Raw genomic sequence first — 21,600 nt, 5'->3', positions numbered from 1 at the left:
GGCCGCGCCGGGCGAAGCGCCGCGCCGCGTTCGGCGACGTGCCCGAAAAACATCATCGTCGGCCAGTTAAACTCGGCGGATCGCGCCACGCGTTTCCGCCCCTCTCCTGTTTCGAAGCATGCACACGGTCGTTTTCGGCTGGTTCGGCGTATCCGCCGTCTGGCTCCTCCCTCTCTTCTGGCGGCTCGTGAAGGCGATGCTGCCCGGTGGCGGCGGCCTCGCCGGCCCCGGCTCGATCCGGCTCTGGCTCGGCTTCGCGTGCGTGTTCGTCGCGAGCTGCGTGCTGACGAGCGCGTTGTCCGGCGCCGACGCGAACCTGCTCGGCCACGCGCTGTCGGCCGGCTTCGAGCACGTGCTGGGCCGCGTCGGAACGCCGCTCGCGATGATCGTGCCGTTCGTGCTCGGGCTGCCGTGGCTGATCGGGATCAGCTGGCCGCGCGTGTTCGAGTGGCTCGACGCGTCGTTCGGGCTCGGGCTGTCGCGCGGCGATGGCGACCGCGACGCGGCACGCGGCGTCGCGGACCTGCCGCGCAACGCGCTTCATCGCGACGACGAGCGCCGCGTGCGGCGCGCCGGCGACGTGCAGCCGACGTCCGCGCATACGGTGAATTCAATGGCGCCGCGACAGAACGGCCGCTTCACCCGGCCGACGCTGTGGAAGCCGGGGCCGCAGGCGCGTCCGCGCGGGCAGACGCCGCCGCGGCAGGTCGTGGAGCCGGTCGCGCCGTCGGGGTGGCTGAAGCCTGGCGCGGCGGGGAAAACGCCGGGCACGGCAGCGACGGCGGCGGGCGTGGGGACGGTGGGTGGCGTCGGTGGCGTCGGTGGCGTCGGCGGCATCGGCGGCACGGGCCGGGCGGCCGCCACGATCGGCACGCCGCAGGCGCCGCGCGCCGCGACGATGCCGAAGGTCGGCGAACCGGCGCGCGCGCGCGCGGCGGCGCCGCTGCAAACACGGCCGGTCAGTGCGGCCCGTCAGGCCGACCTGCCGCGCGCGAACATCGCGCCACGCCAGGCCGCGCAAGTGCCGGCACGGCCGCCGGTGCGGCCGGCGGTCGCGCCGGCGGCGCCGCAGCCGTCCGCGCCGCCGCGCAGGCGGCCGCCGACAACGCAGGCCCGCGCGCCGCTCTACGCGTGGTCCGAACGGCCGGCGGAGCGGATCGCGCCGGCGCCGAGCGTGCACGACACGCTGCGGTCGATCGAGGCGAGCACCGCGCAATGGGCAACGCTCGCCGGCACCACGCCGGGCGACGCCGCGCATGCGGCCGCGCCCGCGGTCGCGGCCGGCGTTGCGGCAGCGTCGACGCTGGCTGCCGCGGCAACGCTCGCCGACACCGGCGCGCGTGACGTCGGACGCGATCGCGTCGATGCGAGTGCCGTCGCCCGCACGGCCGGGGCGTCGGCCGTGCCGTTCGCGACACCGAATTCCGGCACAACCAGGGCATCAGCCGTGCCGTTCTCGGCACCGAATCCCGTCACGACCAGGGCATCGGCCGCGCCGTTCGCGGCACCGAATCCCGGCACAACCACGGCGTCGGCCGTGCCGTTCGCGGCACCGAATCCCGGCACGACCACGGCGTCGGCCGCGCCGTTCTCGGCACCGAATCCTGGCACGACCACGGCGTCGGCCGTGCCGTTCTCGGCACCGAATCCTGGCACGACCACGGCGTCGGCCGTGCCGTTCTCGGCACCGAATCCCGTCGCTGAGCATGACGTCGCACACGCGTCGTTCGCCCCGAATGCGGACGCAGCGCCGGTCGTTGCCACCGGCGCCGCCAGCGCATCGACACCGCCGTTCGCCGCGCCGACTCCGGTCGAAGCGCACGAAGCCGCTCACGACGCCGCGCGCGAGCCGCTCGACGCGCTCGACGCTGCCGCAAACACCCGCGCATCGACCCTCCCCTTTGCGACGCCGGCTCAAGTCCGGACGCCCGCCGCTGTCGGCTCCATCGCAACGATCCCGTCTGTCGGTGCCGCGCGCGTCCCCGTGCCGTTCGCGGCCGCTTCCGGAATCGGCCTCGCCGCCGCATCGGCCGGCATCTACGAAGACACCACGGACACCTCCCATCACCAGGTGAACGCGCACGACGCGCAAATCACGCCGATCGAGCTTCCGGTCGCGCCGTTTCTCGCCGCGCGGAGCCACGTCGCGCCGTGGGAAGACGAGCCCGCGGCAAGTACCGCGCTTGACGCCCGGATGTCGAACATCGTGCCGCCTGCCGCAACGGTCGCGCCCGCCGCGGTCACCCACGCGTTCGCGCCATCGGTCGCGACGGCGATCGCTCCGGTACGACACGCCACCGAATCGGCGCATGACGGCGAAAGCATCGCGACGTCGGCACCCGCCGCACGACCGGATCGCATCGACAGTGTCGCGCCAACGTCGCCGGCCGATGCCGATGTTGATGCCGATGTTGATGTTGATGCCGATACGCCCACCGTCGATCGGATGTCGCGCGACGCCACGACAGCGCATGTCGCCGCCTTCACGACGCCCGCACCCCTGACTTCGTCGATCGGCCCCGTGCCGACGCCGCCCGCCGCCGACACCCCGGCGCCCCGCCCGCCGCGCCCGAACGCGTTCGAATTTCACGCGCCGGCCGCGTCGAACGTCGAGCTTCCGACGCTCGACCTGCTCGAGCCGGCGTCCGGCGATATCGAACCGATCACCGACGAGCACCTCGCACAGACCGCGCAGGTCATCGAGCAGCGCCTGCAGGAATTCAAGGTGCCGGTCACGGTCGTCGGCGCGTCGGCGGGCCCGGTGATCACGCGCTTCGAGATCGAGCCCGCACTCGGCGTGCGCGGCAGCCAGATCGTCGGCCTGATGAAAGACCTGTCGCGCGGGCTCGGCCTCACGTCGATCCGCGTCGTCGAGACGATCCCCGGCAAAACCTGCATGGGCCTCGAGCTGCCGAACGCGAAGCGCCAGATGATCCGCCTGTCCGAGATCCTCGCCGCGCGCGCGTACCAGCACTCCGCGTCACAGCTGACGATCGCGCTGGGCAAGGACATCACCGGCAACCCGATCGTCACCGATCTCGCGAAGGCACCGCACATGCTCGTCGCCGGCACGACCGGCTCCGGCAAGTCGGTCGCGATCAACGCGATGATCCTGTCGCTGCTGTACAAGGCGACGCCCGAGGACGTCCGGCTGATCATGATCGACCCGAAGATGCTCGAACTCTCCGTCTACGAAGGGATTCCGCATCTGCTCGCGCCGGTCGTCACCGACATGAAGCTCGCCGCGAACGCGCTGAACTGGTGCGTCGGCGAGATGGAGAAGCGCTACCGGCTGATGTCCGCGGTCGGCGTGCGCAATCTCGCCGGCTTCAACCAGAAGATCCGCGACGCCGAGGCGAAGGAGAAGAAGATCGGCAACCCGTTCTCGCTGACGCCCGACGATCCGGAGCCGCTGTCCGCGCTGCCGCTGATCGTCGTCGTGATCGACGAACTCGCCGATCTGATGATGGTCGCCGGCAAGAAGATCGAGGAGCTGATCGCGCGCCTCGCGCAGAAGGCGCGCGCGGCCGGCATCCACCTGATCCTCGCGACGCAGCGGCCGTCGGTCGACGTGATCACGGGTCTGATCAAGGCGAACATCCCGACGCGCGTCGCGTTCCAGGTGTCGTCCAAGATCGATTCGCGGACGATCCTCGACCAGATGGGCGCCGAATCGCTGCTCGGCCAGGGCGACATGCTGTTCCTGCCGCCCGGCACCGGCTATCCACAGCGCGTGCATGGCGCGTTCGTCGCCGACGAGGAAGTGCACCGGATCGTCGAGTATCTGAAGCAGTTCGGCGAGCCGCAGTACGAGGAAGGAATTCTCGACGGGCCGGCGTCCGAAGGCGCGTCGCAGGATCTGTTCGGCGAAGCGCCCGACGCCGAGGCCGATCCGCTGTACGACGAGGCGGTCGCGTTCGTCGTGCGCACGCGGCGCGCGTCGATCTCGTCGGTGCAGCGCCAGTTGCGGATCGGCTACAACCGCGCGGCGCGGCTCGTCGAGCAAATGGAGGCGGCCGGGCTCGTGTCGCAGATGGGCATCAACGGCAGCCGCGAGGTGCTCGTGCCCGCCGCGGCCGAATAGTTCGCGGCAACCCGGTATTTGCCGTCCGGCGGCACGCTCGGATAGCAAGGATCGTTCCCTGTCGACGACTCGTGCCTCGGGATACGCCGGGCATCTCACCTCCTCCTTGCATCGATCCGCCTGGAGTGTTGTGATGTGACGAAACACCGGCCGCTTGCGCGTCCCGCCGCCGCGCCGAGTATGGGGGCCACCGTCGCCGCGCGTGAAGCCCGGCCGCGCGGCCCGCATCGTGAAACGCACCGAGGATTGCCGCCCATGCCCGCCCTGATCGAAGACTATGCCCTCGTCGGCGACGGCCATACCGCCGCGCTGATCGCGAAAGACGGCTCCGTCGACTGGCTCTGCTGGCCCCGTTTCGATTCGGGCGCCTGTTTCGCGGCGCTCGTCGGCACGCCCGAGCACGGCCGCTGGCTGCTCGCGCCGGCCGCCGACGCCGCCGTCACGCACACGGCGCGCCGCTATCGCGGCGACACGCTGATCCTCGAAACCGACTATGAGAGCGCCGACGGCGCGGTCACCGTCGTCGACTTCATGCCGCCCGGCAACGGCTGGTCGGAGCTCGTGCGGATCGTCGTCGGCCGGCGCGGCACGATGAAGATGCGGATGGATCTCGTGCTGCGCTTCGACTACGGCTTCTCGATCCCGTGGGTCACGCAGCTCGCGCGCGAGGACGGGATCAAGGCGATCGCGGGGCCGGACACCGTCGTGCTGCGCACGCCGGTGCCGCTGACCGGCAAGAACCTGCACACGCGCGCGGAATTCACGGTGTCCGCGGACGAGCGCGTGCCGTTCTCGCTCGGCTACGCGGCGTCGCACCTGCGCCCGCCGCCCGCGCGCGATCCGCACTCGATGCTCGCGCGCACCGAGAACTACTGGCTCGAATGGTCGTCGCGCTGCCAGGTCAAGGGCCGCTACGCGGCCGCGGTGCGGCGCTCGCTGATCACGCTGAAGGCGCTCGCGTACGAGCCGACGGGCGGGATCGTCGCGGCGCCGACGACGTCGCTGCCCGAGCAGCTCGGCGGCACGCGCAACTGGGACTACCGCTTCTGCTGGCTGCGCGACGCGACGATCACGCTGCTCGCGCTGATGCGCGGCGGCTATTTCGACGAGGCGCGCGCGTGGCGCACGTGGCTCGGCCGCGTGATGGCGGGCTCGCCCGAGCAGATCCAGATCATGTATGGCATCGCGGGCGAGCGCCGGCTGCCGGAGATGGAGCTCGACTGGCTGCCCGGCTACCAGGGCGCGAAGCCGGTGCGGGTCGGCAACGGCGCCGCGCACCAGCTTCAGCTCGACGTGTTCGGCGAGGTGATGGCCGCGCTGCACCTCGCGCGGGTCGGCGGGCTGCAGGCGGACGACACGGTCTGGTCCGTGCAGTGCACGCTGCTCGACCATCTGGAGAAGATCTGGCGGGAGCCCGACGAAGGGATCTGGGAGACGCGCGGCGGCCGCCGGCACTTCACGTTCTCGAAGGTGATGGCGTGGGTCGCGTTCGACCGCGCGATCAAGTCGGCCGAGATGTTCCGGCTGCCCGGCGCGCTCGAGCGCTGGCGCGGGTTGCGCGACGCGATCCACGAGGACGTCTGCGCGAACGCGTGGAACCCGGCGAAGCGGGCGTTCGCGCAGAGCTACGGCAGCGACGAGCTCGACGCGAGCGTGCTGCTGATGCCGCTGCTCGGCTTTCTGCCGCCCGACGATCCGCGGATCGTCGGCACCGTCGAAGCGATCGAGCGCGAGCTGCTGCACGACGGCCTCGTGATGCGCTACCGCACGACCGACTACGACGACGGGCTGCCGCCCGGCGAAGGCACGTTCCTCGCTTGCAGCTTCTGGCTCGTCGACAACTACGCGCTGCTCGGCCGCATCGGCGACGCGCACCGGCTGTTCAACCGGCTGCTGTCGCTGACGAACGACCTCGGGCTGCTCGCCGAGGAGTACGACCCGATCACGGGCCGGCTCGTCGGGAACTTCCCACAGGCGTTCTCGCACGTCGCGCTCGTCCACACCGCGATGAACCTGATGCACCACGAGGAGGAAATGGCGCGTGCGACCGGCCAGCCGGCGCCGGCGGAAGCCGCTGCCGGCAGGTGACGCGCTACGCCGCCGAAAAGTTTCAAGGATCGAAAAATTTTTGGGATTATCAGGAAATATCAGGGCTATGCTGCATTGCAACACAACGCATTGTTCGCTATGATCGCCGCAGTCCACAGGCCGTCTGAGCGCCTGTCCTCAACTCACCCCGACGGCACGCGACCATGCTCCGCGCACCGTTTTTCCGGCGGGAGCAAGCATGCTTTACCAAATGCGTGAATTCCAGCGAGCCATGCTGAGCCCGCTGACGGCCTGGGCCCAGGCCGCGTCCAAAACGTTCGTGAATCCGTCGAGCCCGTTCTCGCTGATGCCCGGCGCGCCGCGGATGGCGGCCGCGTACGAACTGCTGTACCGGCTCGGCAAGGACTATGAGAAGCCCGAGTTCGAGATTCACCAGATCGTCAAGGACGGCCACAACATTCCGATCGTCGAGCAGACGGTCGTCGAGAAGCCGTTCTGCCGCCTGCTGCGCTTCAAGCGCTTCGCCGACGACGCGGAAGCGGTCAGCCAGATGAAGGACGAGCCGGTCGTGCTGGTGTGCGCGCCGCTGTCCGGCCACCATTCGACGCTGCTGCGCGACACGGTGCGCACGCTGCTGCAGGACCACAAGGTCTACATCACCGACTGGGTCGACGCGCGGATGGTGCCGATCGAAGCCGGCCCGTTCCACCTGGACGACTACATCGCGTATATCCAGGACTTCATCCGCCACATCGGCGCGCGCAACCTGCACGTGATCTCGGTGTGCCAGCCGACGGTGCCGGTGCTCGCGGCGATCTCGCTGCTGGCGAGCCGCGGCGAGGACACGCCGATCACGATGACGATGATGGGCGGCCCGATCGACGCACGCCGCAGCCCGACCGCGGTGAACTCGCTCGCGACGCAGCACTCGCTCGCGTGGTTCGAGAACAACGTGATCCACACGGTGCCGGCGAACTATCCGGGCGAAGGGCGTCAGGTATATCCGGGCTTCCTGCAGCACACGGGCTTCGTCGCGATGAACCCGGACCGTCACACGCAGGCGCACTGGGATTTTTACCAGAGCCTGCTGCGCGGCGACGAGGAAGACGCCGAAGCGCACCGCGCGTTCTACGACGAGTACAACGCGGTGCTCGACATGGCTTCCGAGTATTACCTGGAGACGATCAGGATCGTGTTCCAGGAATTCCGTCTCGCGGAAGGGACGTGGGACGTGAACGGCGAGCGCGTGCGCCCGCAGGACATCACGCAGACCGCGCTGATGACGGTCGAGGGCGAGCTCGACGACATTTCGGGCAGCGGCCAGACGCACGTCGCGCACGAGCTGTGCACGGGGATTCCGCAGGATCAGCGCCGCAGCCTGACCGCCGAGAAATGCGGGCACTACGGGATTTTCTCGGGCCGCCGCTGGCGCACGATCATCTATCCGCAGCTGCGCGATTTCATTCGCGAGCACTCGCCGGAACCGAAGCGCGGCGACGCGATCGAGCCGTCCAGCCTGCCGCAGGCGACGCCGCTCACGACCGTGGGCTCCGCCTCGGCCCAGCAGGCCGATTCGGTGAAGACGGTCGCCGAGCGCGCAGGTGTCGAGAAGTCCGTCGCCGTGAAAGCGGTCGCCGTGAAATCGACGCCCGCGAAGCGCGCGCGTGCGAAGGCTGCCGCAGCCGCGCCGTCGGGTGCCGCCGCGAAGGGCACGGCCGCGAAGCGCGGCACCGCGCACACGAAGCCGGCCCGCGTCCGCAAGGTCGCCTGACGACGACGACCGCGGCCGGCTTCGGCCCCACGGTCGACACGCCGCTCAAAAAGAACGCCGCCCTGCTCTCGCACGGCGGCGTTTTTGCATGTCAGACCTCGCCGGGCCGCCCCAAGAGGGCTGACCACCCCCTCGGGGGCAGCGAACGGAGTGAGCGTGGGGGCGTTTCATTTCAGCCCCGGCGTTGCGCGTCAGCGCCGCAGCAGATACGCGAGCAGCACCTCGGTGTTCATCTTGACCATTTCCGCGCGCTCGGCCTCGGCGCTGAAGTCACGGCCGAGCGTCGCGGCGAGCGTGAAGCGGTTCGACACGATGTAGTAACCGAGCCCCGACAGCGTCACGTAGAAGCGCAGCGGATCGACGTCGGTACGGAACAGTCCGGCCTTCTGCCCGCGCCCGAGCACGTTGCCGAGCAACGAGACGACCGGCGACAGCATCTCGCGAATTCGCGTCGACTTCTGCAGATAGCGCGCCTCGTGCAAATTCTCGTTGTTGATGAGACGCAGGAATTCGGGGTGATCGCGGTAATAGTCCCAGACGAAATGCGCGAGCCGCGTGAGCGCCTCGACGGGCGATGCGCCGTCGAGGTCGAGCGCGCGTTCCGCCTCGGTCAGCGCCGACAGCGCGTGCTCGAGCACCGCGGTGAACAGCTGCTCCTTGCTGCCGAAGTAGTAATAGAGCATGCGCTCGTTGGTTTCCGCACGCCGCGCGATCTGGTCCACGCGCGCGCCGAACAAGCCCCCACTCGCGAATTCGTCGGCGGCGGCCAGCAGGATGCGGCGGCGCGTGCCTTCGGGATCCCTTTTGATTTTCGGCTGATTCATGGTGGCGTTTTGCTATGTGAGCCGCGTCATCCCGATCAGTCGCCGCTGCCCGCGCCGGCGACACTGGAGCGGTACGCCGCATGCGGCGACCATCCTGCTGAGCCCCTGCAAAAATGCGTCTCGATTATGGGGCACAGGCGCCTTCAAGCGCAATGCGGGAAATCGGCGATAATTCGCCTTTGGCCACTCGTTGCGGCCGCGCAGCCGCGCGGCTGCGCGCATCGTCCGTCGTCATCGTGACCGATTCCAAGACTCTCGCCGATCGCATCGAAGATCTGCTGCCCCAGACCCAGTGCACGAAGTGCGGCTACGACGGCTGCCGTCCGTACGCCGAAGCGATCGCCGCCGGCGACGCGAACTACAACCAGTGTCCGCCGGGCGGCGCCGAAGGTGTCGCGCGCGTCGCGCGCCTGCTCGGCAAGCCCGTGATTCCGATCAATCCCGACAACGGTGTCGAGCGCCCTCGCCCGGTCGCATTCATCGACGAGCAGCTCTGCATCGGCTGCACGCTGTGCCTGCAGGCGTGCCCGGTCGATGCGATCGCCGGCGCACCGAAGCAGATGCATACGGTGATCGCGTCGCTGTGCACCGGCTGCGACCTGTGCGTGCCGCCGTGTCCGGTCGACTGCATCGAGATGCGGCCCGTCACCGGCGAGCGCACCGGCTGGGACGCGTGGACGCAGGCCGACGCCGACGCCGCGCGCGAGCGCCACGACCGCCGTCTCGCGCGCCTGCGCCGCGAGCGCGACGCGGCCGAGGCGCGTGCGGCCGCACGCCGTGCGGCGAGCACGGCCGGCTCGCCCGGCGCGCCCGGCGCGGCCGGCGCGGCGCAGGCGACCACGGGCGCCACAGCGGCATCGCCCGCATCGCCCGCCGACGACGCCGACGCGAAGAAACGCGCGATCATCGCCGCCGCGCTCGAGCGCGCGCGCCAGAAGAAGGAGGCGCTCGCCGCGCAGGGCAGCGCGCCGAAGAACACGGACGGCGTCAGCGCCGCGGTCCAGGCGCAGATCGACGCGGCGGAAGCGCGCCGCAAGCGGCTCGCCGAGCAGCGCGCGCGGGAGCAGGCCGAATCCGGCGGCGCGCCCGCGAGCGGCGACGGCGAACGCGGCAGCGACAGCGACAGCGACAGCGACAGCGGCAAGAACGACCACGACGACAGCGGTGGCCCGTCCGCGCCGCCCGACCAAACCTGACGATGAACGCCAGCAAACGACGCGCGATCTACGAAACGCTACAGAGCCTGAATCCGCATCCGACCACCGAGCTCGAATACTCGAGCCCGTTCGAACTGCTGATCGCTGTGATGCTGTCCGCGCAGGCGACCGACGTGTCGGTCAACAAGGCGATGCGCCGGATGTTCCCGGTCGCGAACACGCCGCAGCAGATCGTCGCGCTCGGCGAGGAAGGCGTCGCGGATTACATCAAGACGATCGGCCTGTACCGGACGAAGGCGAAGAACGTCGTCGCGACGTGCCGGATCCTGCTCGACCAGTTCGGCGGCGACGTGCCGGCCGATCGCGAAGCGCTCGAGAGCCTGCCCGGTGTCGGCCGCAAGACCGCGAACGTCGTGCTGAACACCGCGTTCGGGCATCCGACGATCGCGGTCGACACGCATATCTTCCGCGTCGCGAACCGCACCGGGCTCGCGCCCGGCAAGGACGTGCGCGCGGTCGAGGCCGCGCTCGAGAAGTTCACGCCGGCCGAGTTCCGGCACGACGCGCATCACTGGCTGATCCTGCACGGCCGCTACGTGTGCAAGGCGCGCCGCCCCGAGTGCTGGCACTGCGCGATCGAGCCGCTCTGCGAATTCAGGCCGAAGACGCCCGCGCCGGAACTTTGAGTCGCGGCGCACGCGGCGCGCGAACCGCCGCCGATGCGCGCGAAAGTTCGCCGTCACGCATTCGACGTCGCGGTCGCCGCGTCGTCGGCCGCCCCGCCCGCGCGCACGAGCCACAGCACGGCCGCGAGGATCGCGACGCCGCCCGCCCATTGCATCGGCGACAGCGCCTCCCCGAACAGCATCGCCGCGAGCGCGACGGTCACGACCGGCTCGAGCGTCGACAGCATCGCGGTGCGCGCGGCGCCGAGCCGCGCGAGGCCGGCGAAGAACGCGAGCATCGCGGCGACCGTCGACACGAGCGCGATCCCGAGCATCGCGGCCCAGCCACCCGCGGTCGCGGGCCAGCGCGGCGGCTCGCCGAGCGCGGCGGTGCGCGCGAGCGCGAGCAGCACGAGCGCCGCGGTCGCGGAAACGCAGATGATCGCGGTCGACGCGAGCGGATCCACGCCGTGCGTCGCCTTCGTGCCCGCGACGATGTACACCGAGTAGATCAGCGCGGCGGCGAGCGCGAGGCCGATGCCGAGCGGCTCGCCGTGCCCGCCGCCGACCATCAGCGCGGAGCCGGCGACGCACAGCGCGAGCGCGACGCTCTTCACGCGCGTCAGCCGCTCGCCGAGCCGCCACGCGGCGAGCAGCGTGACGAACGCCGGATACAGGTAGAGCAGCAGCGCGACGAGGCTCGCCTGCGCGTGCCGCAGCGCGCTGAAATAGCAGAACGACTGCCCGACGTAGCCCAGCGCGCCCATCGCGACGAGCGGCCACAGCGCGCGGCCGCGCGGCCACGCGACGCCGCGGCGGCGCGCGATCGCGGCGAGCAGCGCGCCGCCGATCGCGAACCGGACGATCAGCAGGCCGAGCACGTCGACGCCGCCCGCATACGCGTAGCGGCCGAAGATCGGCATCGCGCCGAACGCGACGGCGGACAGCGCGACGCAGAGTGCGCCCTGCGCGGCGGCGGACGAGGAACGAGCAAGCGAGGGCATCGCGCGACGCCGGGAAAAAGGGGAACGTCGAGTATAGCGGCGGCGGGTGCCGAGCGGCGCGGGCCGAGCGGGCGTACAATGCGCGCGACGCGGCACGACGCCGCCCGACTTCAGACGTCCCCATCATGTTCAATCCGAGCCGCGACGAAGTGCGTCGCTTTTTCATCGATACCCGGCGCAAGCAGCGCGCGGGCGAAATCCTGACTCCGCTCGAGGCGATCGCCGCCGACTGGATCGTCGAGCATCCCGAATACCACGCCGACCTCGACGACACGACCGGCGCGGCCGCGCGCGAGTACGCGCCCGAGGACGGCCGCACGAACCCGTTCCTGCATCTGTCGATGCACCTCGCGATCAGCGAGCAGTTGTCGATCGACCAGCCGCCCGGCATCCGCGCCGCGCACGACAAGCTCGCCGCGCGGCTGAACTCCACGCACGACGCGCAGCACGCGATCATGGAATGCCTCGGCGAGACGATCTGGGACGCGCAGCGCACGAACACGCCGCCCGATTCGGACGCTTACCTCGCGCGGATCCTGCGCCGCGCGTCGCGCGACTGATCCGGCCGCGCCGCGCGACGGCGGGCCGGACATTCAGTCATGCCGAGCGATAGCGCGTTCGGACTGCCTTGCGGTTCAGCTTTCCGACGGCTGTCTTGGGGATGCTGTCCGCAAAGAAGATGCGCCGAGGTCGCTTGTACGACGCAAGTCGTTGCGCCACATGGTCGATCAACGCCTGTTCGCTGACGCACTGCTCGTTGCGCAGCACCACGACGGCCGCGACAATCTCGACCCATTTCGGATCCGGGAGCCCGATCACGGCGCACTCCAGGACTGACGGATGGGTCATCAGCACGTTCTCGACCTCGCTCGGGTACACGTTATACCCGCCACTGATGACCATGTCGGACGTTCTGTCTTTCAGCCGCAGGAATCCTTTCTCGTCGAACACGCCAATGTCGCGCGTACGGACCCAGCCGTCGCCGACGAAGGTTTCGCCGGTCAAGGCGGCGGCATCGTGGTACCCCGCGACAGCGGACGGGGCCCGCACGGTAATCTCGCCGGGCGTGCCGGCCGGCACGTCATTCCCGGCCTCGTCGACCAGCCGGATTTCAACGTCGACGGCCGGCTGGCCGCACGCGTCCAGGGTCGCTTCGGTGTGATGCTCCGGGCGAAGCACGGCAAGGCAAAGGGGGACTTCCGTCTGCCCGTAGTATTGCCAGAACCGATGCTGCCCCCACAGGGCCATCGCCCGTTCGATGACCGGTCTCGGCATCGGCGAAGCGCCGTAGATGACGTACTTCAGCGATGCAACGTCGGCCCGGGTGACGTGCGGGTCATCGAGCAGCATCTGGATCATCGTCGGAACCAGATTGATCGCCGTGACACGATGATCGGCAATGGCTTGCAGGAACTGCGCCGGTTCGAACCCGGGCAGGATGACCGTTCGCCCGCCTCGCAGCCAGAGCGGCAGAACGAAGACGCCGCTCGCATGAATCAACGACGCCGCATGGAGCATCGCGTCGTCCTGTGTCGCCGGCAGCAGGTTCAGCAGGACGTTACGGCAGATCGCGGCGTAGGACGCATGCGTGTGCATGGCGGCCTTCAACGTGCCCGTCGTTCCCGACGTGAACAACGTCAGCACGACATCGTCGGGCAGAATCGTGATGTCCGGCGCCAGCACGTCGCGATGCCGGGCCAGCTCCAGCAGATCCGGGGCGTTGTCCAGCGTGACCCCCACGCCGAAGCAGTTCAGCTCCGGCATCTCCTTTTGCAGCGCTGAAGCCCGCTCCGCCAGATCCTGCCCGAAGAACAGATGCCGGCACCCGGTGTCCTCCAGCATGCGCCGATGCTCATGAAGGGACAGACGAGCGTTCAAAGGGACGCGATTCATGCCTGCCTTGACGGTACCGAAGTCCATCGGCACGCTCAGCAGACTGTTGTTCAACAGGATGCCGATGCGCGTTCGCTGCGCAGCGATGTCCAGCAACGCATGCGCGATCCGGCTGCTCAGTTCGTCGACCTCACGGAATGACATCTGCTGTTCGCCGAACTCGACGGCAATGCGTTCGCCGTGCTGAGCCGCGCCGCGCCGAATCAGCTCGCGATAGGTCGGCCCGCGGCCTGGTTGCCCGGCATGGATCGCCTGATTCATGTTGTTGTCTCCTGGATGTCTCGATAGGCTCCGGGTCGCCGCTCGGGCGATCTACTCGGAGAATTTTCCGTGCCGCCCTTCCCCGCCGCTGAAGCGCGCAGCGCCGGACACGCCTTCCGCGAATACGATGGGGGTGCCGCGCGCGCCCTCCTGGATCAACGCTTGCGCCAGCGGCAGATCCCACTGCTCATAAGCCGAGCGCCGATCCGTCAGCATGCACTGCTGAGGGAACTGGGCAATCTGACGAGCAATGCGTGTCGCATGGGCCAACCCCTCGCCGTTCGGCGCCAGATAGTTGGCCAGCCCCATTGCCTTGGCTTCCGATGCCGTCACGGGCCGCCCGGTCAGGATCATGTCCAGCGCATGTCCCATGCCGACGATGCGTGGCAGTCTGACCGTACCGCCATCGATCAGCGGAACGCCCCAACGCCGGCAGAAGACCCCGAAAACCGCATCCTCTTCCGCCACCCGGATATCCGCCAGCAGCGCCAGCTCCAGGCCGCCCGCGACCGCATAGCCGCTGACCGCGGCGATAAGCGGCTTGGATAGCGCCATACGACTCGGCCCCATGGGTCCCAGGCCCGTTCCCTTCTCATCGATCTCGTTACTCAACGCGGGATCACCCACCGCCTTCAGGTCCGCACCCGCACAGAAATTGCCGCCCGCGCCGGTCAGAATGGCGACGCTCAGCGCGCTGTCCGCCTCGAACCTGAGAAAGGCTTGCCGCAGTTGCAGCGCGGTGGGCCCATCCACTGCATTTCTTCGCTCGGGCCGATTGATCGTGATCGTGCAGATGGGACCATCGATCTCAAACGTGATCGCTTCCATCGTCTCCTCCAGGAAATGGCGCACGGCGCGAGCCATTGCACGCCGTCCGATATCGAGCGAGACTAGGCAACATTTCATTGTTACGCAACCGCAGACATGACGCGTAATATTCAGACCGAGCCGCTCAAGGCGCCGGAATTCGTGCTCGATCTGCTGATCCCGGGCGGGGCGCTGTCGGTTCGCTCGCTTTGCCTGGCGGGCGAGATCATGCAGGTGGGCGAGATAGCGATCCGGGTCGCGCTGACACGCCTCTGTCGCCAGGGAAAAGTGCGTCAGGCGGGGCGCGGCCGATACGAGATCGACCCGAATGCGGGCCCGCTGATGCGGGACGTGGAGGACTGGCGCAATCGGGAGCGCCAGATGGTCCATTGGCGCGGACTTTGGGTCGCGGTTCACGACACCGCGGTGCCTCGGTCGGACAAGACCGCATGGCGACACCATAGCCTGGCGCTCAAGCTGCGAGGATTCGCCGAGTTTCAGCCCGGACTGCACTTGAGACCGGATAATTTGTCCGGGGGCGTGGCGGCGCTGAGACTTCAGCTCGCCGAGTTGGGACTGTCCCGGCTGGCGCACGTGTTTTGCGTGACGGAATTCAGCGACGCACAGCTCGAACGGGCCGCTTCGCTTTGGGAAATCGGGCACCTCGAGCGGAAGTATGACGCCCTTGCACGGCACCTCGACGCGCGCCGCGCATTCCTGTCGAATTCCGCGGGAAACGGTGCGCTGCGAGAATCGCTGCTGCTCGGCCGCGAGGCGATCGGCATCATCCTGCGAGACCCGTTGCTGCCCGTGGATCTGATGGCGGCGGAGCACCGGCGAATGCTGGTTGCCGCCACCCTGCGCTACCAGAATCAGGCGCGGCAGCTTTGGCGGGAATGGCTGGCGAGTGTCGATTAGGACGGGGGCGCCGGTCCAGTCCGCTCATGCGCACGCGATGCCGGACCAAAAAAATACCCCGCCGCCGGCGAGGTATCGGATGCTGCGCGGCCCGCGTCGGGCCGTCGAACGTGCGCGGACTTACTTCTTGAAAACCAGATCGCCCTGCAGCGTCTCGATGTACGCGGCGATGTCCTTCATGTCCGCGACCGACAGGCTCTGCACCTGCGCCTGCATGATCGCGTTGTTGCGACCGAGCAGCGGATTCGTGAGGCCCATCTGGTATTGGCGCAGCGCCCAGACCAGGTAGTCGGCGTGCTGGCCCGCGAGGCGCGGATACTCGGCGTTGATCGGCTTGTTCAGGCCCGCGCCGTGGCAGGCCGCGCAGTTGTGCGCTTCGACGAGATTCTTGCCGTTGCCGACGTCCGCAGCGTGCGCGGTGCCGATCGCGAGGCCGGCCGCGAACGCGACTGCCGCCGCCGTCTTGAATACGTTGTTCATGAGTGCTCCTGTCCCGCGTATGAGATCCGTTCGTGCGGACGCTTACTTGTAAGGATTGTCCTTCGAGTCCGGCTTCTGCGCGGCGTAATAGGCCGCGAGATCGGCGATGTCCTGGTCGGTCAGCGATCCGGCGACCGCGTTCATCGACGGGAAGTGACGATCCTTCTTGCGGTAGGCTTGCAGCGCGTTTTCGAGATATTGCTGGTTCTGGCCGCCGAGGATGGGCACCCGGTAGACCTCCGGATAAGCCGCGCGGTAGCCATCGATGCCGTGGCAGCCGATGCACATCGCGGCCTTGCCCGCCCCGTCCTTCGGATTGCCGACCACACCGGCCGCCTGCGCGCTGCCCGCGAGCGCCACGAGCGCTGCGACAACGACGTGTTTGCCGACGAATTTGTTCATAGCTCTTGTAACCTAGCTTGAGGGGAAACTGGCGCCAAAGCGGCAACGGCCCGCGCCGTTTTGCTTACCGGATCGCCACGCAGGCCAAAAAAACGGGCCGATTGTACCGCGCCGGCGGGGAACGCGTCCATATTCGTCCACCCCATCCGCCGCGCAGCCTCGCCACGATACGTGCCCCCGCGCGAACCCGCCACCGCTTCTGACTTATACTGGGATTTTTTCGCGATAAGAGAGCGCCGCCGCCATGCGTTTCGAAGGGTCCTCGCACTACGTCGCCACCGACGATCTGAAGCTCGCGGTCAACGCCGCGCTGACGCTGCAACGCCCGCTCCTGATCAAGGGCGAACCGGGCACCGGCAAGACGATGCTCGCGGAGGAAGTCGCCGCGGCGCTCGGGATGCCGCTGCTGCAATGGCACATCAAGTCGACGACGAAGGCCCAGCAGGGCCTGTACGAGTACGACGCGGTGTCGCGGCTGCGCGACTCGCAGCTCGGCGACGCGCGCGTGAAGGACATCGCGAACTACATCGTGAAGGGCGTGCTGTGGCAGGCGTTCGACGCCGACGAGCCGTCCGTGCTGCTGATCGACGAGATCGACAAGGCCGACATCGAGTTCCCGAACGACCTGCTGCGCGAGCTCGACCGGATGGAATTCCACGTGTACGAGACGCGCGAGACGATCCGCGCGAAGCACCGCCCGCTCGTGATCATCACGTCGAACAACGAGAAGGAGCTGCCCGACGCGTTCCTGCGCCGCTGCTTCTTCCACTACATCCAGTTCCCGGACGCGTCGACGATGCAGAAGATCGTCGCGGTCCACTTTCCGAACATCCGCGAGGAACTGCTGCAGGCCGCGCTCGGCAGCTTTTTCGAACTGCGCGGCGTGTCGGGCCTGAAGAAGAAGCCGTCGACGTCGGAACTGCTCGACTGGCTGAAGCTGCTGCTCGCCGAGAACATCCCGCCGGAAGCGCTGCACGGCCCGGACCGCAAGCAGATCGTCCCGCCGCTCGCCGGCGCGCTGCTGAAGAACGAGCAGGATCTCGCGCTGTTCGAGCGGCTCGTCTACATGAACCGCCACAACCGCTGAGCGCCGCGCACGCCGCGCACCGAGGAGACACGCCCATGCCCCGCTGGATCGAACCCGTGACGCTCGAAGGCCGCCACGTCCGCCTCGAGCCGCTGACGCTCGACCACACGCCGGGCATCGCCGCGGCCGCCGCCGACGGCGAGCTGTGGAAGCTCTGGTATACGTCGGTGCCCGCGCCCGGCGAGGAGCGCGCGTACGTCGAAACCGCGCTCAGGCAGCGCGACGAGCAGGGCTGGTGCCCGTTCGTCGTGCGCGACGCGGCGGGCGACATCGTCGGCTCGACGCGCTACATGAACGTCGACGAGCGCAACCACCGGCTCGAGATCGGCACGACGTTCTATGCGGCGCGCGTGCAGCGCTCGGCGCTGAACACCGAAGCGAAGCTGCTGCTGCTCGGCCACGCGTTCGAGCACCTCCGCGCGATCGCGGTCGAGTTCCGCACGCATTTCATGAACCACGCGTCGCGCACGGCGATCGCGCGGCTCGGCGCGAAGCAGGACGGCATCCTGCGCAACCACCAGGTCGGCCGCGAAGGCGAGCTGCGCGACACGGTCGTGTTCTCGATCCTGCCTTCCGAGTGGCCCGCGGTGCGCGCGAACCTGCAACTGAAGCTCGCGCGCTGAAACGCGCGCGCCAAAACGCGAAGGCCCGGCCATGCTGCTCAACTTCTTCTACGCGCTGCGCGCCGCGAAGCTGCCCGTTTCGGTCAAGGAATACCTGACGCTGCTCGAATCGCTGAAGGCGGGCCTGATCGTGCCGTCGATCGACGATTTCTACTTCCTCGCGCGCATGACGCTCGTGAAGGACGAGCAGTACTTCGACAAGTTCGACCGCACGTTCGGCGCGTACTTCCACGGTGTGTCGACGCTGCCGACCGACGCGTTCGACATCCCGCTCGACTGGCTCGAAAAGCGCCTGCAACGCGAGCTGACGCCCGAGGAACGGGCGCAGATCGACGCGATGGGCGGGCTCGACAAGCTGATGGCGCGCCTGAAGGAGCTGCTCGACGAGCAGAAGGAGCGCCACGAAGGCGGCAACAAGTGGATCGGCACCGGCGGCACGTCGCCGTTCGGGCACGGCGGCTACAACCCGGAAGGGATCCGCATCGGCGGGCCGTCGGCCGGCAACCGCACCGCGGTCAAGGTGTGGGAGGAACGCGCGTATCGCGACTACGACGACTCGGTCGAGATCGGCACGCGCAACATCAAGGTCGCGCTGCGGCGGCTGCGCCGCTTCGCGCGCGAAGGCGCGGCCGAGGAGCTCGACCTGCCCGGCACGATCCGCAGCACCGCCGCGAACGCGGGCTGGCTCGACCTGCGGATGGTGCCCGAGCGGCACAACAACGTGAAGGTGCTGATGCTGCTCGACGTCGGCGGCTCGATGGACGATCACATCAAGCGCACCGAGGAGCTGTTCTCGGCCGCGAAGGCCGAGTTCAAGCATCTCGAGTTCTACTACTTCCACAACTGCGTGTACGACCATCTATGGAAGCACAACCGCCGCCGCCACGCGGAGCGCACCGCGACGTTCGACCTGCTGCACAAGTTCACGCCCGACTACAAGCTGATCTTCGTCGGCGACGCGACGATGAGCCCGTACGAGGTGCTGCAGCCCGGCGGCTCCGTCGAGTACAACAACGAGGAAGCCGGCGCGGTCTGGTTGCGCCGCCTCGCCGATCAGTTTCCGCATCACGTGTGGCTGAACCCCGAGCCCGAGCGGCTGTGGGAATACCGGCAGTCGATCGCGGTGATCCGCGACCTGCTCGGCCAGCGCATGTATCCGCTCACCATCGCGGGCCTCGAGGCCGCGATGCGCACGCTCAGCAAATAAAGGGCCGCGGCCGCGGTCCGTCACGGAGAGAGAGAGACGCATGAATCAGCCGTCCACCGCGAGCGCGGGCCGCGCACGCGGCCGCTTCCTCGCGGATTCGTCGGTGTCGGCGATGGTCGCGGGCTTCGTCGCGATGATGACCGGCTACACGAGCTCGCTCGTACTGATGTTCCAGGCCGGCCGCGCCGCGCATCTGTCCGACGCGCAGATCTCGTCGTGGATCTGGGCGCTGTCGATCGGGATGGCGCTGACGACGATCGGGCTGTCGCTGCGCTATCGCGCGCCGATCGTGATCGCATGGTCCACGCCCGGCGCGGCGCTGTTGATCTCGTCGCTGCCCGGCGTGCCGTATCCGGAGGCGATCGGCGCGTTCGTCGTCTGCGCGCTGCTGCTCGCCGCGGTCGGCGTCAGCGGCCTGTTCGACACGCTGATGCGCAAGATCCCCGCCGGCATCGCGGCCGCGCTGCTCGCCGGCATCCTGTTCGAGATCGGCATCGAGATCTTTCGCGCCGCGCAGCACCAGACCGCGCTCGTGCTCGCGATGTTCTTCACGTACCTGATCGTGAAGCGCGCGGCACCGCGCTACGCGATTCCAATGACGCTCGTCGCCGGCACCGCGGTCGCGAGCGCGCTCGGCCTGCTCGATTTCAGCCACTTCCACGTCGCGCTCGCGAAGCCGGTGTTCACGATGCCCGCATTCTCGATCGCGTCGATCGTCAGCATCGGAATTCCGCTCTTCGTCGTCGCGATGGCGTCGCAGAACGTGCCCGGCATCGCGGTGCTGCGCGCGGACGGCTACCAGACGCCGTCGTCGCCGCTCGTCGCGACGACCGGCCTCGCGTCGGTCGTGCTCGCGCCGTTCGGCTCGCACGGGATCAACCTCGCGGCGATCACCGCCGCGATCTGCACCGGCCCCGAAGCGCACGAGGATCGCGCGAAGCGCTACACGGCCGCGGTCTGGTGCGGCACGTTCTACCTGATCGCCGGCACGTTCGGCGCGACGATCGCCGCCCTCTTCGCCGCATTCCCGAAGGCGCTCGTCGTGTCGGTCGCCGCGCTCGCGCTGTTCGGCTCGATCATGAGCGGCCTCGCGAACGCGATGGCCGACGTGCGGCAGCGCGAAGCGGCGCTCGTCACGTTCATGGTGACCGCGTCCGGGCTCACGCTGCTGTCGATCGGCTCCGCGTTCTGGGGGCTCGTCGCCGGCATCGTCACGCAGGTGATCCTGAACGCGCGCCGGCCCACATGATGCGCGTCACGATTCGGGCCTAGAATAGCGGTGTCGGCAGCGGCGCCGCGCGCGCCGCTTCGCTTTGCTACTCCACTACGCCGCCGCGTTTCGCGCGGCACTTTGAGGACTCCGGCGCGCTGCGCCCTCTTCCCGACTCGCCATGACTACCGCACTCGACCAGCTGAAGCAGTACACGACCGTCGTCGCCGACACCGGCGATTTCCAGCAGATCGCGCAGTACAAGCCGCGGGACGCGACCACGAACCCGTCGCTGATCCTGAAGGCGGTGCAGAAGGACGCGTACAAGCCGATCCTCGAGCAGACGGTCCGCGATCATCGCGACGAGCCCACCGGCCACATCATCGACCGCCTGCTGATCGCGTTCGGCACCGAAATTCTGAAGCTGATCCCGGGCCGCGTGTCGACCGAGGTCGACGCGCGCCTGTCGTTCGACACGCAGCGCTCGGTCGACAAGGCGCACGAGATCATCCGCCTGTACGAAGCCGCCGGCATCGGCCGCGAGCGGATCCTGATCAAGCTCGCGTCGACGTGGGAAGGCGTGCGCGCGGCCGAGATCCTGCAGAAGGAAGGGATCAAGTGCAACATGACGCTGCTGTTCTCGCTCGTGCAGGCGGCCGCGTGCGCGGAAGCGGGCGCGCAGCTGATCTCGCCGTTCGTCGGCCGCATCTACGACTGGTACAAGAAGCAGGCCGGCGCCGAGTGGGACGAAGTGAAGAACGGCGGCGCGAACGATCCGGGCGTGCAGTCGGTGCGCCGCATCTACACGTACTACAAGACGTTCGGCCACGACACCGAAGTGATGGGCGCGAGCTTCCGCACGACGAGCCAGATCACCGAGCTCGCCGGTTGCGACCTGCTCACCATCAGTCCCGATTTGCTGCAGAAGCTGCAGGACAGCAATGAAGCCGTCGCGCGCAAGCTGTCGCCGGAGGCGCTCGATGATGCGCCAAAAGCGCGCGTCGCGACCGACGAGGCGTCGTTCCGCTTCCAGCTCAACGACGACGCGATGGCGACCGAGAAGCTTGCCGAAGGGATTCGCCTGTTCGCCGCCGACGCGGTGAAGCTCGAGAAGATGATCGACGCGCTGCGCGGTTGATTCGTCGATCACTGGCGGCA

Annotated in this window: 18 protein-coding genes; 12 read left to right on the top strand and 6 right to left on the bottom strand. The window is 68.6% G+C overall.

What is annotated here, in order from left to right; translation table 11 throughout:
- Window positions 1–118 precede the first annotated feature (118 nt).
- The 3 genes from HZI36_RS06070 to HZI36_RS06060 all read left to right on the top strand — a co-directional run bounded on the left by HZI36_RS06070 (window position 119) and on the right by HZI36_RS06060 (window position 7,904).
- On the top strand, window positions 119–4,084 hold the full coding sequence (locus tag HZI36_RS06070; protein WP_179401724.1) for a DNA translocase FtsK: 3,966 nt from the start codon (window positions 119–121) through the stop codon (window positions 4,082–4,084).
- A 255-nt stretch (window positions 4,085–4,339) separates the two neighbouring features.
- On the top strand, window positions 4,340–6,172 hold the full coding sequence (locus HZI36_RS06065) for a glycoside hydrolase family 15 protein (RefSeq protein ID WP_179401723.1): 1,833 nt from the start codon (window positions 4,340–4,342) through the stop codon (window positions 6,170–6,172).
- A gap of 199 nt (window positions 6,173–6,371) precedes the next feature.
- A complete protein-coding gene (locus tag HZI36_RS06060; protein WP_179401722.1) occupies window positions 6,372–7,904 on the top strand; it encodes a polyhydroxyalkanoate depolymerase in 1,533 nt (510 codons plus the stop codon).
- 191 nt (window positions 7,905–8,095) lie between these two features.
- Here the strand turns inward: HZI36_RS06060 and HZI36_RS06055 are convergent, their stop codons facing one another.
- Window positions 8,096–8,728, bottom strand: coding sequence for a TetR/AcrR family transcriptional regulator (locus HZI36_RS06055; protein WP_179401721.1), 633 nt, complete (start codon window positions 8,726–8,728; stop codon window positions 8,096–8,098).
- A gap of 152 nt (window positions 8,729–8,880) precedes the next feature.
- Between HZI36_RS06055 and rsxB the strand changes: the two genes are divergently transcribed.
- Both rsxB and nth read left to right on the top strand, forming a co-directional pair.
- On the top strand, window positions 8,881–9,924 hold the full coding sequence (rsxB, locus tag HZI36_RS06050) for an electron transport complex subunit RsxB (RefSeq protein ID WP_179401720.1): 1,044 nt from the start codon (window positions 8,881–8,883) through the stop codon (window positions 9,922–9,924).
- A 2-nt stretch (window positions 9,925–9,926) separates the two neighbouring features.
- On the top strand, window positions 9,927–10,571 hold the full coding sequence (gene nth, locus HZI36_RS06045; protein ID WP_179401719.1) for an endonuclease III: 645 nt from the start codon (window positions 9,927–9,929) through the stop codon (window positions 10,569–10,571).
- Window positions 10,572–10,624: 53 nt separating this feature from the next.
- Here nth and HZI36_RS06040 read toward each other — a convergent pair whose 3' ends face one another.
- The gene (locus tag HZI36_RS06040; protein ID WP_179401718.1) at window positions 10,625–11,554 is read right to left on the bottom strand and encodes a DMT family transporter; all 930 of its coding nucleotides are present in this window, start codon (window positions 11,552–11,554) and stop codon (window positions 10,625–10,627) included.
- Between the two features lie 125 nt (window positions 11,555–11,679).
- On the opposite strand from HZI36_RS06040, the gene HZI36_RS06035 reads away from it, so the two are divergent.
- A complete protein-coding gene (locus HZI36_RS06035) occupies window positions 11,680–12,114 on the top strand; it encodes a DUF1841 family protein (protein ID WP_179401717.1) in 435 nt (144 codons plus the stop codon).
- A 37-nt stretch (window positions 12,115–12,151) separates the two neighbouring features.
- On the opposite strand, the gene HZI36_RS06030 is transcribed toward HZI36_RS06035, so the two are convergent.
- A complete protein-coding gene (locus tag HZI36_RS06030) occupies window positions 12,152–13,708 on the bottom strand; it encodes a class I adenylate-forming enzyme family protein (protein ID WP_179401716.1) in 1,557 nt (518 codons plus the stop codon).
- Between the two features lie 51 nt (window positions 13,709–13,759).
- Window positions 13,760–14,536 (bottom strand): crotonase/enoyl-CoA hydratase family protein, encoded by a 777-nt coding sequence (locus HZI36_RS06025; protein WP_179401715.1) that lies wholly within the window; start codon window positions 14,534–14,536, stop codon window positions 13,760–13,762.
- A 96-nt stretch (window positions 14,537–14,632) separates the two neighbouring features.
- Between HZI36_RS06025 and HZI36_RS06020 the strand changes: the two genes are divergently transcribed.
- Entirely contained in the window at window positions 14,633–15,433 is an 801-nt protein-coding gene (locus tag HZI36_RS06020; protein ID WP_179401714.1) for a PaaX family transcriptional regulator, read from the top strand.
- A 120-nt stretch (window positions 15,434–15,553) separates the two neighbouring features.
- Here the strand turns inward: HZI36_RS06020 and HZI36_RS06015 are convergent, their stop codons facing one another.
- Together HZI36_RS06015 and HZI36_RS06010 are read right to left on the bottom strand one after the other, a co-directional pair.
- On the bottom strand, window positions 15,554–15,913 hold the full coding sequence (locus tag HZI36_RS06015; protein WP_179401713.1) for a c-type cytochrome: 360 nt from the start codon (window positions 15,911–15,913) through the stop codon (window positions 15,554–15,556).
- Window positions 15,914–15,955: 42 nt separating this feature from the next.
- Window positions 15,956–16,315: a c-type cytochrome gene (locus tag HZI36_RS06010; protein WP_179401712.1), complete on the bottom strand. Its 360-nt coding sequence runs from the start codon at window positions 16,313–16,315 to the stop codon at window positions 15,956–15,958.
- Between the two features lie 244 nt (window positions 16,316–16,559).
- Between HZI36_RS06010 and HZI36_RS06005 the strand changes: the two genes are divergently transcribed.
- The 5 genes from HZI36_RS06005 (at window position 16,560) to tal (ending at window position 21,580) form a co-directional block, all read left to right on the top strand.
- Window positions 16,560–17,402, top strand: coding sequence for an AAA family ATPase (locus tag HZI36_RS06005; protein ID WP_179401711.1), 843 nt, complete (start codon window positions 16,560–16,562; stop codon window positions 17,400–17,402).
- A 35-nt stretch (window positions 17,403–17,437) separates the two neighbouring features.
- On the top strand, window positions 17,438–18,025 hold the full coding sequence (locus HZI36_RS06000) for a GNAT family N-acetyltransferase (protein ID WP_179401710.1): 588 nt from the start codon (window positions 17,438–17,440) through the stop codon (window positions 18,023–18,025).
- Window positions 18,026–18,056: 31 nt separating this feature from the next.
- Window positions 18,057–19,232, top strand: coding sequence for a vWA domain-containing protein (locus HZI36_RS05995; protein ID WP_179401709.1), 1,176 nt, complete (start codon window positions 18,057–18,059; stop codon window positions 19,230–19,232).
- Between the two features lie 40 nt (window positions 19,233–19,272).
- On the top strand, window positions 19,273–20,481 hold the full coding sequence (locus HZI36_RS05990) for a benzoate/H(+) symporter BenE family transporter (protein WP_179401708.1): 1,209 nt from the start codon (window positions 19,273–19,275) through the stop codon (window positions 20,479–20,481).
- Between the two features lie 142 nt (window positions 20,482–20,623).
- Window positions 20,624–21,580, top strand: a complete 957-nt coding sequence (tal, locus tag HZI36_RS05985) for a transaldolase (protein ID WP_179401707.1) — start codon at window positions 20,624–20,626, stop codon at window positions 21,578–21,580.
- Window positions 21,581–21,600: the final 20 nt, after the last annotated feature.

Origin of the sequence: Burkholderia guangdongensis (assembly GCF_013403875.1) — a bacterium.
Classification (GTDB): domain Bacteria; phylum Pseudomonadota; class Gammaproteobacteria; order Burkholderiales; family Burkholderiaceae; genus Burkholderia; species Burkholderia guangdongensis.
The sequence above is the reverse complement of the archived record's forward strand: the minus strand, read 5'-3'. Positions and strand labels throughout refer to the sequence as shown.

Excerpts from the sequence above, each read along its gene's own strand:
- HZI36_RS06070 (WP_179401724.1), top strand. The coding sequence starts at position 119 with ATGCACACGGTCGTTTTCGGCTGGTTCGGCGTATCCGCCGTCTGGCTC.
- HZI36_RS06065 (WP_179401723.1), top strand. The coding sequence starts at position 4,340 with ATGCCCGCCCTGATCGAAGACTATGCCCTCGTCGGCGACGGCCATACC.
- HZI36_RS06060 (WP_179401722.1), top strand. The coding sequence starts at position 6,372 with ATGCTTTACCAAATGCGTGAATTCCAGCGAGCCATGCTGAGCCCGCTG.
- HZI36_RS06055 (WP_179401721.1), bottom strand. The coding sequence starts at position 8,728 with ATGAATCAGCCGAAAATCAAAAGGGATCCCGAAGGCACGCGCCGCCGC.
- rsxB (WP_179401720.1), top strand. The coding sequence starts at position 8,881 with ATGCGGGAAATCGGCGATAATTCGCCTTTGGCCACTCGTTGCGGCCGC.
- nth (WP_179401719.1), top strand. The coding sequence starts at position 9,927 with ATGAACGCCAGCAAACGACGCGCGATCTACGAAACGCTACAGAGCCTG.
- HZI36_RS06040 (WP_179401718.1), bottom strand. The coding sequence starts at position 11,554 with ATGCCCTCGCTTGCTCGTTCCTCGTCCGCCGCCGCGCAGGGCGCACTC.
- HZI36_RS06035 (WP_179401717.1), top strand. The coding sequence starts at position 11,680 with ATGTTCAATCCGAGCCGCGACGAAGTGCGTCGCTTTTTCATCGATACC.
- HZI36_RS06030 (WP_179401716.1), bottom strand. The coding sequence starts at position 13,708 with ATGAATCAGGCGATCCATGCCGGGCAACCAGGCCGCGGGCCGACCTAT.
- HZI36_RS06025 (WP_179401715.1), bottom strand. The coding sequence starts at position 14,536 with ATGGAAGCGATCACGTTTGAGATCGATGGTCCCATCTGCACGATCACG.
- HZI36_RS06020 (WP_179401714.1), top strand. The coding sequence starts at position 14,633 with ATGACGCGTAATATTCAGACCGAGCCGCTCAAGGCGCCGGAATTCGTG.
- HZI36_RS06015 (WP_179401713.1), bottom strand. The coding sequence starts at position 15,913 with ATGAACAACGTATTCAAGACGGCGGCGGCAGTCGCGTTCGCGGCCGGC.
- HZI36_RS06010 (WP_179401712.1), bottom strand. The coding sequence starts at position 16,315 with ATGAACAAATTCGTCGGCAAACACGTCGTTGTCGCAGCGCTCGTGGCG.
- HZI36_RS06005 (WP_179401711.1), top strand. The coding sequence starts at position 16,560 with ATGCGTTTCGAAGGGTCCTCGCACTACGTCGCCACCGACGATCTGAAG.
- HZI36_RS06000 (WP_179401710.1), top strand. The coding sequence starts at position 17,438 with ATGCCCCGCTGGATCGAACCCGTGACGCTCGAAGGCCGCCACGTCCGC.
- HZI36_RS05995 (WP_179401709.1), top strand. The coding sequence starts at position 18,057 with ATGCTGCTCAACTTCTTCTACGCGCTGCGCGCCGCGAAGCTGCCCGTT.
- HZI36_RS05990 (WP_179401708.1), top strand. The coding sequence starts at position 19,273 with ATGAATCAGCCGTCCACCGCGAGCGCGGGCCGCGCACGCGGCCGCTTC.
- tal (WP_179401707.1), top strand. The coding sequence starts at position 20,624 with ATGACTACCGCACTCGACCAGCTGAAGCAGTACACGACCGTCGTCGCC.